General features: G+C 69.4%; 12 protein-coding genes and 1 tRNA gene. 7 read left to right on the top strand and 6 right to left on the bottom strand.

Going from position 1 to position 12,264, the window contains the following annotated elements; all coding sequences use genetic code 11:
* Together EIP85_RS07355 and EIP85_RS07350 are read right to left on the bottom strand one after the other, a co-directional pair.
* Complete coding sequence (locus tag EIP85_RS07355; RefSeq protein WP_127901526.1) at positions 1-1,122, bottom strand: THUMP domain-containing class I SAM-dependent RNA methyltransferase; 1,122 nt, start codon at positions 1,120-1,122, stop codon at positions 1-3.
* Between the two features lie 101 nt (positions 1,123-1,223).
* Positions 1,224-2,483 (bottom strand): DNA polymerase IV, encoded by a 1,260-nt coding sequence (locus EIP85_RS07350; RefSeq protein ID WP_127901525.1) that lies wholly within the window; start codon positions 2,481-2,483, stop codon positions 1,224-1,226.
* A gap of 242 nt (positions 2,484-2,725) precedes the next feature.
* On the opposite strand from EIP85_RS07350, the gene EIP85_RS07345 reads away from it, so the two are divergent.
* From EIP85_RS07345 to EIP85_RS07325, 5 genes are all read left to right on the top strand, one after another.
* Complete coding sequence (locus EIP85_RS07345) at positions 2,726-3,607, top strand: SPFH domain-containing protein (protein ID WP_127901524.1); 882 nt, start codon at positions 2,726-2,728, stop codon at positions 3,605-3,607.
* Complete coding sequence (locus tag EIP85_RS07340; RefSeq protein ID WP_127901523.1) at positions 3,607-3,888, top strand: NfeD family protein; 282 nt, start codon at positions 3,607-3,609, stop codon at positions 3,886-3,888. The genes EIP85_RS07345 and EIP85_RS07340 overlap by 1 nt, the downstream gene beginning before the upstream one ends.
* Positions 3,881-4,564 carry a glutathione S-transferase family protein gene (locus EIP85_RS07335; RefSeq protein ID WP_127901522.1) on the top strand — a complete coding sequence of 228 codons (684 nt, stop codon included), beginning with the start codon at positions 3,881-3,883 and terminating at the stop codon, positions 4,562-4,564. Before EIP85_RS07340 ends, EIP85_RS07335 begins: the two co-directional genes overlap by 8 nt.
* Positions 4,561-5,007 (top strand): NUDIX domain-containing protein, encoded by a 447-nt coding sequence (locus EIP85_RS07330; protein WP_127901521.1) that lies wholly within the window; start codon positions 4,561-4,563, stop codon positions 5,005-5,007. Before EIP85_RS07335 ends, EIP85_RS07330 begins: the two co-directional genes overlap by 4 nt.
* A gap of 267 nt (positions 5,008-5,274) precedes the next feature.
* Positions 5,275-5,592 carry a hypothetical protein gene (locus tag EIP85_RS07325; RefSeq protein ID WP_127901520.1) on the top strand — a complete coding sequence of 106 codons (318 nt, stop codon included), beginning with the start codon at positions 5,275-5,277 and terminating at the stop codon, positions 5,590-5,592.
* Between the two features lie 84 nt (positions 5,593-5,676).
* Here EIP85_RS07325 and EIP85_RS07320 read toward each other — a convergent pair whose 3' ends face one another.
* A complete protein-coding gene (locus tag EIP85_RS07320) occupies positions 5,677-6,705 on the bottom strand; it encodes a LacI family DNA-binding transcriptional regulator (RefSeq protein ID WP_241559917.1) in 1,029 nt (342 codons plus the stop codon).
* Between the two features lie 331 nt (positions 6,706-7,036).
* Here EIP85_RS07320 and EIP85_RS07315 point away from each other — a divergent pair, with 331 nt between their 5' ends.
* On the top strand, positions 7,037-8,923 hold the full coding sequence (locus EIP85_RS07315; RefSeq protein WP_164871664.1) for a tetratricopeptide repeat-containing sulfotransferase family protein: 1,887 nt from the start codon (positions 7,037-7,039) through the stop codon (positions 8,921-8,923).
* 67 nt (positions 8,924-8,990) lie between these two features.
* Positions 8,991-9,066, top strand: a tRNA-Arg gene (locus EIP85_RS07310).
* A 106-nt stretch (positions 9,067-9,172) separates the two neighbouring features.
* On the opposite strand, the gene EIP85_RS07305 is transcribed toward EIP85_RS07310, so the two are convergent.
* From EIP85_RS07305 to EIP85_RS07295, 3 genes are all read right to left on the bottom strand, one after another.
* Positions 9,173-9,553 (bottom strand): COG4315 family predicted lipoprotein, encoded by a 381-nt coding sequence (locus tag EIP85_RS07305; RefSeq protein WP_127901518.1) that lies wholly within the window; start codon positions 9,551-9,553, stop codon positions 9,173-9,175.
* A 106-nt stretch (positions 9,554-9,659) separates the two neighbouring features.
* Positions 9,660-10,907 (bottom strand): AGE family epimerase/isomerase, encoded by a 1,248-nt coding sequence (locus EIP85_RS07300; RefSeq protein WP_127901631.1) that lies wholly within the window; start codon positions 10,905-10,907, stop codon positions 9,660-9,662.
* Positions 10,908-11,022: 115 nt separating this feature from the next.
* Positions 11,023-12,261 carry a saccharopine dehydrogenase family protein gene (locus EIP85_RS07295; protein ID WP_127901517.1) on the bottom strand — a complete coding sequence of 413 codons (1,239 nt, stop codon included), beginning with the start codon at positions 12,259-12,261 and terminating at the stop codon, positions 11,023-11,025.
* Between the last annotated feature and the right edge of the window lie 3 nt (positions 12,262-12,264).

The raw sequence follows: 12,264 nt of genomic DNA, 5'->3' as shown, positions 1-12,264 counted from the left end.
TCAGGGAAGCGGCTTGGTCTGGTAAAGCCGGATCTTCAGCCCGCCATGCGGGATCGGCGGCCCGGCGGGCAGGAAGGGCAGGCCGGTGGCATGGGCGAGTTGCGGCTCGGAGGTGACGATGGCGGCGCGCCAGCCGGAGAACCGCTCCGTCAGCGTGCGGCCGAGGCTGCCGTAGAGCGCGAAGAGCGGTTTCTTCTCGCCGATCCGGGCGCCGTAGGGCGGGTTGACGATGACGAGGCCGGGCGGGCCCTCGGGCGGCGTCAACTCGGAGGCGGGCTGGCGGGTGAAGCGGGTGACCTCGCTCAGGCCCGCGCGGGCGGCGTTGGCCTCCGCCGCGCGGATCACGCCCTGGTCGCGGTCGGAGCCGTGGAAGAGGAGGCCGGTCGTGCGGGGCGCAGCGGGGGTGCGGAGGGCGGCCCAGGCTTTCGCGTCGAAGCTCGCGAACTCCTCGAAGGCGAAGGGGCGGCCGCGGCCGGGGGCGAGGCCGAGGGCGATCTCTGCCGCCTCGAGAATGAAGGTGCCGGAGCCGCACATCGGGTCCACCACGGGCTCTGTCCCCGTATAGCCGCATTGCCGCAGGAAGAGCGCGGCGAGAGTTTCGCGCATCGGCGCCTTGCCGACCTCCAGCTTGTGGCCGCGCTGGTGCAGCGGCGCGCCGGAGGTGTCGAGCGAGAAGGTGACGAGGTCATCCTCGATCCGGGCGAGGAGGCGCAGGGCCGGGGTGTCCTCGCCGGGCTTGGCGATCGGGGCGCCGAGCGTCTCGGCGATGGCGCGGGAGATACGCTGGGCCGCCGCGCCGGCGTGGTAGATCTTCGAGGCGCGGCAGGTGGCTTCGACCTTCACCGCGACGTCGGGGCGGAGGGTTTCGGCCCAGGGGAATTTTCGCGCGCGCTTGTCGAGCTGGGCGAGGTGCAGCGCGCGGAAGCCGCCGATGCGCACCAGCACCCGCGAGGCGCCGCGCAGCACGAGGTTGGCGCGCCAGACCTCTGGCCAGTCCCCGCGCGTGGTGACGCCGCCGGGAACCGGGGTCGGGTCGGCGAAGCCGGCCTCGCGCGCCTCCTCGGCGAGCGTGGCCTCGAGCCCGGGGGCGGTGGCGAGGAAAATGTCGAGCGCGTCTGTCATCGCCGGGGGATAGCGCGGATCGGCGCCCGGCGCGAGGGACCTTTGGCTTTCCTGTCTCCAAATATCCCGCGGGGTGCGGGGGCGCGAAGCCCCCGCGGCGGTCACCGCAGCGCGCGGCCCTTCAGGATCGACTCGGGGCCGAACTTGCGGCGGATGGCATCTGCGGCCCGTTCGGCCTTCTGGCGCCGGGCGGCGTCCGGGTCGAGGAGGTCCGGGGTGCGGTCGGCATGGTCGGCGGGGCAGAGATCGGAGAGACCGACACCAATCAGGCGGAAGGGCCCGGGTTCCGTGACCTGGGCCAGAAGCTCTCGCGCGGTGCGGTAGAGCGTGTCGGCCATCTGGGTGGGCTCGCGCAGCGAATGGCGGCGGGTGAGGAGCGTGAAGCTCGCCCGCCTGAGCTTCAGCGTCACCGTGCGGCCGGCGAGGTCGCGGGCCTTGGCGCGGTCGGAGGTTTTCTCGGCCAGCCGCCAGAGGTGGCCGTCGAGCAGGTCGCGGTCGGCGGTGTCCTCGGGGAATGTGGTCTCGTTGGAGATCGACTTCAGGGCGGCGTCGCGGGTGACGCGGCGGTTATCCTCGCCACGGGCGAGGTGCCAAAGGCGGTCGCCCATCTGCCCGAAGCGCTGGCCGAGGTCCTTGCGGTCCCAGCGCAGAAGATCGGCGATGGTGCGGATGCCGGCGCGGGCCAGCGCCTCCTGCCCGGCCGCGCCGACGCCCCAAATCAGCCGCACCGGCTGGGCGGCGAGGAAGCCCTGCGTCTCGGCCCGGCCGATAGTGGCGAAGCCCTTCGGCTTGTCGAGGTCGGAGGCGATCTTGGCGAGGAACTTGTTGTGCGAGAGGCCGATGGAGGCGGAGACGCCGACCTCGGCCTCGATCCGCCGGATCAGCCGGGCGAGGAGGACGGCGGGCGGCGCGCCGTGGAGCCGCGCGGTGCCGGTGAGGTCGAGGAAGGCCTCGTCGAGCGAGAGGGGCTCGATGGCCGGTGTCAGCTCCTCCATCAGCGCGCGGATCTGGCGGGAGGCGGCAACGTAGGTCTCCATCCGCGGCCGGATGACGACGGCGTCGGGGCAGAGCTTCAGCGCCTGGAACATCGGCATGGCGGAGCGGACGCCCTTGATGCGGGCGATGTAGCAGCAGGTCGAGACCACCCCGCGCTTGCCGCCGCCGACGATCACCGGCTGGTCGCGCAGCGCCGGGTTGTCGCGTTTCTCGACCGAGGCATAGAAGGCGTCGCAGTCGATATGGGCGATGGGCAGCGCGAAGAGCTCGTCATGCGCGACTAGGCGCGGGCTGCGGCAGGAGGGGCAGCGGCCGGTGGGGGCGGTCTCGAATGTGGCGAGGCAGTCGCGGCAGAGGGCGGGCATGATGGAATGGAGTATAGCAGCGTGGTGAAGCGGTGGGGAGTGTCGGCGGAGCGTTGGAAGAGCCGGAGAGGAGGGGCAGGGGCCGTCCGCGGGAGGGCGCTGTTTCGGGCCGGGGCGGCGCGCGGTGCGCAATGAATGCGCACCCTACGAGGGTGGAGGAGACTGCGCTCGGCTCTGGTCAGATTCGCGCGGGACGGGCATAGTGGAAGGGATTTGAGGCAGGTTTTTTCCCGGAGGATGCGATGGACGGACAGAACGTGATCGGCGGTGGCGGGGTGACGCTGGCGCTGGCGCTCCTCGTGATACTCACGGTCTATCTCGCGGTCAGGATCGTGCCGCAGTCGCAGAAATACGTGGTCGAGCGCTTCGGGCGGCTGCGGACCGTCCTCGGGCCGGGGATCAACTTCATCGTGCCCTATATCGACCGGGTGGCGCACAAGATCTCGATCCTGGAGCGGCAGCTGCCGAACGCGATGCAGGATGCGATCACCACCGACAACGTGCTGGTGAAGGTCGAGACCTCCGTCTTCTACCGCATCACCGAGCCGGAGAAGACCGTCTACCGGATCCGCGATGTCGATGCGGCCATCGCCACCACCGTGGCCGGGATCGTGCGGAGCGAGATCGGCAAGATGGAGCTGGATCACGTGCAGTCCAACCGCGCCGGCCTGACCGAGAAGATCCGCGAATCCGTGGCGGCGCTGGTCGACGACTGGGGGATCGAGGTGACGCGGGCGGAGATCCTCGACGTCAATCTCGACGACGCGACGCGGGCGGCGATGCTGCAGCAGCTCAATGCCGAACGCGCGCGGCGCGCGCAGGTGACGGAGGCAGAGGGCAAGAAGCGGGCGGTGGAACTGTCGGCGGATGCCGAGCTTTACGCCGCCGAGCAGAAGGCCAAGGCGCGGCGGATCTCGGCGGAGGCGGAGGCCTATGCGACCCAGGTCGTGGCGGCCGCGATCAAGGAAAACGGGATCGAGGCCGCGCAGTACCAGGTTGCCCTGAAGCAGGTGGAGGCGCTGACCGCCGTGGGGCAGGGCGACGCCAAGCAGGTGGTCATCGTGCCGGCGCAGGCGGTGGAGGCCTTCGGCAACGCCTTCAACATGCTGAAGGGGAAGGCGTGATGGCCTGGTGGCTGTGGATCGTCGCGGGCTGCGCGCTGGCGGGGCTGGAGATCCTGGTGCCGGTCTTCGTCTTTCTCGGCTTCGCGATCGGCGCGGTGCTGACCGGGCTGATCGACTGGCTGGGCCTGCCGGCGATGGCCTGGATGGCGGGTTCGATGCCGCGGCATCTGCTGGTCTTCGCGGTGCTGTCGCTGATCGCCTGGCTGGGGCTGGTCGCGGTCTTCGGGCTGAAGCGCGGGCAGGTGAAGGTCTGGGAGAAGGATATCAACGACAATGGCTGACAGAGCGGCGGCTGACAGAGCGGCGTCCGAGACGCGTCCCGCCCCCTTCCGGCTGTGGCAGAACCCCGGCTGGGGCTCTGCGATCGTGGAGGCGCAGCTCGCCTTCTACGGGATGCCCTATGCACTGGTGGAGGCGGGGGACATCTACACCTCCGAACCAGCGCGGGCGGCGCTGGGCGAAATCAACCCGATGAGGCAGATCCCGGTCCTTCAGCTGCCCTCGGGCGAGATGATGACCGAGAGCGCGGCGATGACGCTGCACCTGGCCGATCTGGCGGGCAGCGACGCGCTTGTCCCGGGGCCCGGGGCGGCGGAGCGGGCGGCCTTCCTGCGCTGGCTGGTCTTCCTTGTCGCCAATGTCTACCCGGCGGTGAACTATTCCGACCGGGCGGAGGATTACCTGTCCGATCCGGCGGTGGTGGAGACCTTCCGGCGCGAGGTGGCGGAGCAGAAGGCGCGGCTCTGGTCGCAGGTCTCCGAGGCGGTGCGGGCGCGGGGCGGGCCCTGGATGCTGGGGCGGCGGTTCACCGCGCTCGACATCTACATGGGCGTGATGGCGCATTGGCAGCCGGGCCGGGCCTGGTTTGCCGCCGAGTTGCCGGAGCTTTTCGCGGTGGCCGAGGCGGTGGCGGAGCGGCCGGAGCTGAAGGCCGTCTTCGCGCGGAATTTTCCGTGACCGATGACGAGGGCAACGCGCTTTACGTCGGGGCCAAGGTCGGGCTGATCTGCGACGGCGCGGTGCGGACGATCCTGCGCGACGATATCCCCGAGATCCCCTTTCCCGGCTTCTGGGACCTGCCCGGCGGCGGGCGGGAGCCGGGCGAAAGCCCGGAGGACTGCGCGCTGCGCGAGGTCGAGGAGGAGGTCGGTCTCAGGATCGCGCCGGGCCGGCTGGTCTGGCGGTCGGAACACCCCTCGCAGCACATGCCGGGGGGCGTGACGGTCTTCTACCTTGCCGAGATCGCGGCCGAGGAGGTCGCCGCCGTCCGCTTTGGCGACGAGGGGCAGGGCTGGCGGATGATGGCGGTCGAGACGTTCCTTGGTCATCCACAAGCGGTGCCCTTCCTTCAGGACCGGCTGAGGGGCGCGCTGGCGGGCGTCGGCTGGGGGCCTTTCTGAGGGTTTCGGTCACGGTCGCCCGTGACGCTGCCCCGTCTTGCGCGACCGGCACACCCGGGCTGGGCGCAGGCGCGCCTGCACGCGCGGTGGCACGCTAAGTCGGGCCTGCTGCCCGGCCATCCCCCGCCGGGCGGGGTTTTCCGGCTGTCCTCCGCCGGTTTCGGGCAGCGATTCCGGCCAGCCCTGGCCGAGTCCCTTGGCTGATGGTTGCGGGTCTGCGGGGACTTCCTAGCTAGAGGACAGACATCATGCGGAAAGGAGGATGTCATGCAGGATACCGATCTCATGCGTCACAGCCGGCCCGAGCGCGGTGTCGGCCCGACAATGGCGGGCGGCGGTCTCGTGGTCATCGTCCTGGCGGGATTCCTCGTCTTGCTCTTCGCGGCCCTTTTGTTCTTCGGCAGCGGCTCGGGCGGGCCAAACCCGGCGGCGCAGCCGAGCACGACTTCGGCGCCGGCCGCTCCGGGTGCGGCCCCGGCCGGTACTATGACCAAGCCGTCCGCTCCGGCGACGGCGCCGAAGGCGTCGGGCGGCACTGCGCCGGCCACGACAGGCGGGGCCCAGGCCCCGGCGGCCGGCAACTAGGCCCGCTTCCGACATTGCTACGATGGGAACCGGTCGGCCCCCGCTGCATCCGCGGCGGGGGCCTGATGCTGTCCCGGGCCGGCCTCAGCGCCGGGCGCGGATGGTCTGGCCGCGTTCCAGCCGGGGCGTGAGTTCGATCCGCACGCCATGGGTGGGGCCGGACTTGCCGGAAAGGATCTCTGCCGCCTTGCGCCCGACCTCCCAGCGGCAGGCGTCCATCGTGGCGAGCTTGACGCGGAAGCCGTCAAGCAGCTCCACCCCATTGAAGCCCGCAAGGCCAAGCTTGCCCGGCACATCGATGCCGGCGTCGAGGCAGTGCAGGAGCCCGCCCGCGCCGATCATGTCATTGGAATAATAGAGGAAATCGAGGTCCGGCCGGCGGGCGAGAAGCGCCGCCGTCATTTCGCGCCCCTTCAGCAGGGCCGAGCCGCCGGAGTAGTATTCCTGGTCCTCCAGCTTAAGGCCGGCCTCGGCCAGAACCGCCGTGAACCCCTCCAGCCGGTTCCGCGCGCGGTGGTCATGCGGCATCTGGGTGCCGAGAAAGCCGATGCGGCGGTAGCCGGCGGCGAGGATCTCCTCTGCCATCACCCGGCCGGCGCGGCGATGCGAGATGCCGACGACGGAGTCGATCGCCTCACCGTCGACATCCATGATCTCGACGATCGGGATGCCGGCGTTCTTCAGCATGGCGCGGGAGGCGTCGGTATGCTCCAGCCCCGCCACGATCACCCCCGAGGGCCGCCAGGAGAGCATCTCGTAAAGCACCTGCTCCTCGCGCTCCGGCTGGTAGTTGGTGACGCCGACGACCGGCTGCAGGCCGGTGTCGTCCAGCACCTCGGAGATTCCGGCGAGGACCTCCGGAAAGACCATATTCGAGAGCGACGGGATGATCACGGCGACGAGGTTCACCCGCTGCGAGGCGAGCCCGCCCGCGATCTTGTTTGGCACGTAGCCGAGCCGTTTGGCCGCTGTCAGCACCCGTTCGCGGGTGGCCGGCGAGACGTCGCCGCGGTTGCGCAGCACCCGGCTTACCGTCATCTCGCTGACCCCGGAGGCTTCGGAGACGTCCCGCAGCGTCAGCGTGCGGCGTTCGAGGCGGGGATCGCTGGTCACGGAACCGTCCGGGGCTAGGGGCAAAGATTGTTTATTGTTAGCGCCAACCTTCCGCTTGTCCAAGCCAATCCGTATCGCTATGTTACCGCTAACGCCTACGGGCGGAACGAATCCAGCGCGTCCTGCAAGCTCTCTTTCCGTGACGAACTGGACCCAGAGGGGGAGTGGTGGGCCAAATTCACTCCCCCTTGCCTTCCTCTTCCACCGCTGCTTTCTCTCCCGCCCCGGCTTCGTTCGGCTGGCGCCGCGCCAGGGTTGCAGCGCGCCGCGTTTGACGCCAAAACCGGGAGAAGCCTGTCTGCAGAACCCCGGGCGACGAGAGGCCGCCGCGATGCCCAGGATGAACGTGAGCGAGACGCTGCTGCGGGCGAAGGCCTGCGAGCGCCGCGGCGAACTTGACGCCGCCCGGCGGCTGTATCAGGACGTGCTGGCTGCCTTTCCGGGCAATGCGCGCGCCCGGGAGGCCTTTGCCCGGCTGGGGCCGGTGGGGGACCCGCCGCGCGCCGCGCTGGACCAGATCGCGCAGCTTTTCCAGATGGGCCGGCCGGGGCCGGCGCTTGCCCAGGCTGAGGCCCTGACGGCGCGGCATCCGGAGTCCTTCACGCTCTGGAACATGCGGGGCGTGATCAACCTGCGGCTGGGACGGCGGGCCGAGGCCGAGGCCGCCTTTCAGCGCGCGGCGGCGCTGAACCCCGAGGATTGCGATACCCAGAACAACCTTGCCAACCTGCTGTTCGAGCAAGGCAAGCTGGAGGCCGCGGTGGAGTGCTACCGGCGGGCCATCGCGCTGAAGCCCGACTTCGCTGAGGCGCTCGGCAATCTCGGCAATGCGCTTCAGGAGCTGGGCGACATTGACGGCGCGATCGAGGCGGCGCGCCGGGCGATTGCGCTGAAGCCGGATTACGCCGGCGCGTATTCCAGTCTCGGTACGGCCCTGATGACACGCGGTGATCTGGAGGATGCGGCGGAGTGCTACCGACGGGCGCTGGCGCTCGCGCCGGGCCACGTGTCGGCGCAGATCAACCTCGGCAACACGCTGAAGGAGATGGGCGCGGTGGAGGCCGCTGTCGAAAGCTACCGGCGGGCGCTCGAGCTGGCGCCGAATGACCCGATGACCCTGCGCAACCTCGGCATCGCGCTGGACGGGATGGGTGCGTTCGACGAGGCCGAGGCCTGCTATCGGCGGGTTCTGGCGCTGCAGCCCGGCCATGCCGAAACCTACAGGCATCTGAGTGCGCTTGTGCAGTTCCAGCCGGACCGGCCGGAACTGGCGGCTATGGAAGGGCTTTATGCCGCGGAGGGGACAGGGCCGCAGGACCGCTGCTACCTCTGTTTCGCGCTGGCCAAGGCCTATGAGGATATCGGTGATCTCGGCACCGCCTTCGCACGGCTGAGCGAGGGCAATGCCCTGCGCAAGGACATTCTGGGGTATGACTTCGCTGAGGATGCCGCCTTCTTCGCTTCGATCCGCGCGGCGGCGGCCGGGTTGCGATCGGCGCCGGCGCCGGAAACGCCCGCCGGGGTCGTCCCGATCTTCATCCTCGGGATGCCACGCTCGGGGACGACGCTGATCGAGCAGATCCTGACCTGCCATTCCGAACTGGCCGGCGGCGGCGAGCTGCCCCATGTCGACCGCTTCGGCGCTGCGCTGGCGACCGGGGCGCAGCCGCCGACCGCGGAGGCCCTGCAGGCCTTTCGCGCGGCCTATCTGGAGCGGGCCTCGGCCACGGCCGGGGCTGCCCCGTACCTGACCGACAAGATGCCGAATAATTTCAGGTACATAGGGCTGATCCGGGCCGCCCTGCCGGAGGCGCGGATCGTGCATGTGACGCGCGATCCCGCGGCGGTCTGCTGGTCGAACTTCCGGCACTACTTTTCGACCACTGGCCTTGGCTATTGCTACGATCTGAAGGACGTCGTGGCCTATTACCGGCTTTATGCCGAACTGATGGATTTCTGGCGGGCAGAGTTTCCCGGCCAGGTGATCGACGTGGATTACGACAGCCTCACCGAGAATCAGGAGGAGGAGACGCGGACGCTCGTCTGCCGACTTGGCCTCGACTGGCAGGACGCCTGCCTGCAGCCGCAGCGGAACCGGCGCGGGGTGCTGACAAGCTCTCAGCGGCAGGTGCGGCAGGCGGTCTACCGCGGCAGCTCCGCCTCGTGGAAGAGATATGCCGACCAGCTTGCCGGCGCCTTCGACGGGCTGGCCCGCTGATCGTTTCGCGTCGCCGAGACGCGGGCAGTTGCGCCGAGCGCGTTTTGACGGCACAAGGGCAGCGCGCGGCCCCGTAGCTCAGGGGATAGAGCGACCGCCTCCTAAGCGGTAGGTCATAGGTTCGAATCCTATCGGGGCCGCCATTTTCCCTAAGTTGTCGGATCCCATGACAGGGGTGGCGTGTCCGGCCTGCCCCGGCCGGACACTTTGCTGTGCGCACGCTCCGGCGCGCCGCGGGCAGGCGGATCGTCAGCCGGCAGGCTTGGCGACGTGCCAGACGCCGCGGAAGCCGTCGCCGGTGGGGTCGGCCTTCTTCTTGTCCTGGACGAAGGTATAGAGCGGTTTGCCCTCATAGGCCCATTGCATGGTCCCGTCAGGGCGCTTGAAGACGGAATAGTGCCCGGTCGCCTTGTCGGAGGCGGAGGCCTTGAGCGGCGGCCAGAGCGCGGCGCAGCCGCCGGTGCAGGCGGATTTGTCCTTGGAATCTTTGGAGAACGTGTAGAGCGCCATGCCCTGTGCGTCGGTCAGGATCTTGCCCTTCGCGCTGCTCATGACCATGGCTGGGTCGGCAAATGCCATGGCAGGCAGGGCGATGGCGAGTGCGGTAACGACGGCGACGTGACGTATCATATGGTACTCCTCCGCGTTTGGTGACGGCCATTGCGGGCCGCCTGCCCATGAAAGTAGCGCGGCGGGCGCGATTCCAAGTGGAGACTGCGCGGGCGGCGGGGCGCGGTCAGCCCTCGGCCATCGCGGCCAGGCCCCGGCTGACGCTGCCGGTCGCGGGCAGCACCGGGATCAGGCAGGCCTGCAGCGCGTGGTAGAGGTCGGGCTTGCCGACAAAGACGCGGGAGACCGGGGCGAGGGCGTCGTCGAGCTCGGGGTGCCAGCTGCCCCTGGGGTCGATCAGGTGGCGGGCTGTGAAATCCCAGATCCGGCGATACCATTCCTCGAACCGCGCATCACCGCCGGTCTGGCGCAGGGTCGCCGCCGCGCCGATGCCCTCGGCGCAGGGCCACCAGTAGCGGTCGGACCGGCCTGGCCGGTCGTTCCAGTCGAGCGTGTAGTAGAAACCGCCGCGGGCCGCGTCCCAGCCGATCTCGCAGGTGTGGAGGAAGAGGGCGCGGGCGGCCTCTATCATCCAGCCGTGCCGGCGGCCGCCAAGCTCGTGAAGCTGGTTGAGCAGGCGGCTCCATTCCAGGGCATGGCCGGGGGTGGTGCCGGCGGGGCGGAACATCGGGTCACCCTCGTAATCGCGGTCCACGCTCCAGTCGGCGCGGAAATGCTCGGCCACGCGCCAGCCCTCGGCGCGGGCGTGGCGGTCGATGATGAGCGAGGCGATGCGCTCGGCCATGGTGAGGTACATCCGGTCGCCCGTTGCCTCGAAGGCGGCCATGAGGGCCTCGGTCGAATGCATGTTGGAGTTCTGACCGCGGTAGGGGCCGAGGGGCTGCCAGTCGGCGGTGTATTCCTCGGTCATGGCGCCGGCGTTGTCGTCCCAGAAGCGGGTGCGGATGACCTCGGTCGCCTCCGCGATCAGTGTGTCGGCGTCGGGGTGTCCCACGACCTTCGCCGACGCCCCGGCGAGGAGGACGAAGGCATGGCCATAGGCCTGCTTGGAGGCGTCCACCGGCCCGTCGTCCGCGACCGACCAGAACCAGCCGCCCTGTTCCGCGTCGCGGTGGCGGGAGGCGAGGAAGGCCATCCCGTGGTCGATCATCCGGTCGGCGCCCGGCAGGCCCATGAGATGGGCCAGCGCGAAGCAATGGACCATGCGCGTGGTCTCATGCAGATGCCTTACCTGCCGGCCCTCGGCGTCAGGCGGCAGGGGATCGCCCGCGTCATCAAGGGCGAAGAAGCCGCCCTTCGGGTTCAGGCTCTCGCGCTGGAAGAAGGCGATGAGGCCGCGGGCCTCGCCCATCAGCCAGTCGCGGTGGGTCGCCCGGGTGGTGAGGTCGCTTCCGGTCGTGCCGATCCAGGGCATGGTTCTGTCGCTCATCCGGGCCTCCCCCCCCAACGCGGTTCCGCGCCATGGATCGGACAGCACGCCGCGGTTTGCAAGCGTGTCCGGCGAAATGGCGCGGATCCGGGGGCCGAGCTCAGAGCGGCAGGGGGCGGTCGCCCTCCTCGTCGCGGATGCGGGAGGGCAGGCCGATCTCGCCCAGAAGCTTCAGGAAGGGCCTGGGCGGCAGGTCCTCGATATTGCGCATGTCGCCGGTGTCCCATGTGCCGTCGGCGATCAGCAGAGCTGCGGCCACGGCGGGGACGCCCGCGGTGTAGCTGATGCCCTGGCTTCCGACCTCGGCATAGGCCTCGGCATGGTCGGCGACGTTGTAGATCAGCACCTCGTGCGGTTTGCCATCCTTCGTGCCCTTCACCAGATCGCCGATGCAGGTCTTGCCGGTGTAGGTCGGCGCGAGGGAGGCCGGGTCGGGCAGGCAGGCCTTGACGACCTTCAGCGGCACGACCTCGTCGCCCTCGGCGGTGGTGACGGGCTGTTCGGACAGCAGCCCGAGGTTTTTCAGCACGGTGAAGACCTGGATGTAGCGCTCGCCGAAGCCCATCCAGAAGCGGACCGTCGGCACGTCGAGGTTCTGGCTGAGCGAGTGCACCTCGTCATGGCCGGTCATGTAAGCCTTCTGCTTCCCGACGACCGGCAGATCCCATTCGTGGCCGACCTCGAACATCTGGTTGGAGACCCATTGCCGGTTCTGCCAGGACCAGACCTGGCCGGTGAACTCGCGGAAGTTGATCTCCGGGTCGAAGTTGGTGGCGAACCATTTGCCGTGGGAGCCGGCGTTGATGTCGATGATGTCGATCTCGTCGACCTTGTCGAAATACTCATCGACCGCGAGGCGGGCATAGGCGTTCACGACGCCCGGATCGAAGCCGGCGCCGAGGACCGCGGTCACGCCCGCCTTCTTGCAGGCGGCGCGGCGCTTCCACTCGTAGTTGGCGTACCAGGGCGGGGTTTCGCAGATCTTGTCGGCTTCCTCGTGGATCGCGGTGTCGACATAGGCCGCGCCGGTCTCGATGCAAGCGCTCAGCACATGCATGTTGACGAAGGCGGAGCCGAGGTTGAGGACGATCTCGGCCCCCGTCGTGCGGATCAGGTCGGCGACGGCGGTGCTGTCCATCGCGTCGATCTCATGCGCCTCGAAGGTGCCCGGCACCTTCATCGCGCCCTTTTCCTTCACCGAGGCGATGACGGCCTGGCATTTCGACAGGGTGCGGGAGGCGATGTGCAGATCGCCCAGCCGGTCGTTGGCTTGCGCGCATTTATGCGCCACGACCTGGGCCACGCCGCCGGCGCCGATGATCAGCACGTTCCGTTTCATCGC

Origin of the sequence: Solirhodobacter olei, assembly GCF_004010155.1 — a bacterium.
Classification (GTDB): Bacteria; Pseudomonadota; Alphaproteobacteria; order Rhodobacterales; family Rhodobacteraceae; genus Solirhodobacter; species Solirhodobacter olei.
This window is presented reverse-complemented; position numbering and strand designations above follow the sequence as displayed.

What these genes read in the sequence shown, in the direction of transcription:
- EIP85_RS07295 (WP_127901517.1), bottom strand. Translation starts at nt 12,261, where the DNA reads ATGAAACGGAACGTGCTGATCATCGGCGCCGGCGGCGTGGCCCAGGTC.
- EIP85_RS07335 (WP_127901522.1), top strand. Translation starts at nt 3,881, where the DNA reads ATGGCTGACAGAGCGGCGGCTGACAGAGCGGCGTCCGAGACGCGTCCC.
- EIP85_RS07340 (WP_127901523.1), top strand. Translation starts at nt 3,607, where the DNA reads ATGGCCTGGTGGCTGTGGATCGTCGCGGGCTGCGCGCTGGCGGGGCTG.
- EIP85_RS07345 (WP_127901524.1), top strand. Translation starts at nt 2,726, where the DNA reads ATGGACGGACAGAACGTGATCGGCGGTGGCGGGGTGACGCTGGCGCTG.
- EIP85_RS07325 (WP_127901520.1), top strand. Translation starts at nt 5,275, where the DNA reads ATGCAGGATACCGATCTCATGCGTCACAGCCGGCCCGAGCGCGGTGTC.
- EIP85_RS07305 (WP_127901518.1), bottom strand. Translation starts at nt 9,553, where the DNA reads ATGATACGTCACGTCGCCGTCGTTACCGCACTCGCCATCGCCCTGCCT.
- EIP85_RS07350 (WP_127901525.1), bottom strand. Translation starts at nt 2,483, where the DNA reads ATGCCCGCCCTCTGCCGCGACTGCCTCGCCACATTCGAGACCGCCCCC.
- EIP85_RS07300 (WP_127901631.1), bottom strand. Translation starts at nt 10,907, where the DNA reads ATGCCCTGGATCGGCACGACCGGAAGCGACCTCACCACCCGGGCGACC.
- EIP85_RS07315 (WP_164871664.1), top strand. Translation starts at nt 7,037, where the DNA reads ATGCCCAGGATGAACGTGAGCGAGACGCTGCTGCGGGCGAAGGCCTGC.
- EIP85_RS07355 (WP_127901526.1), bottom strand. Translation starts at nt 1,122, where the DNA reads ATGACAGACGCGCTCGACATTTTCCTCGCCACCGCCCCCGGGCTCGAG.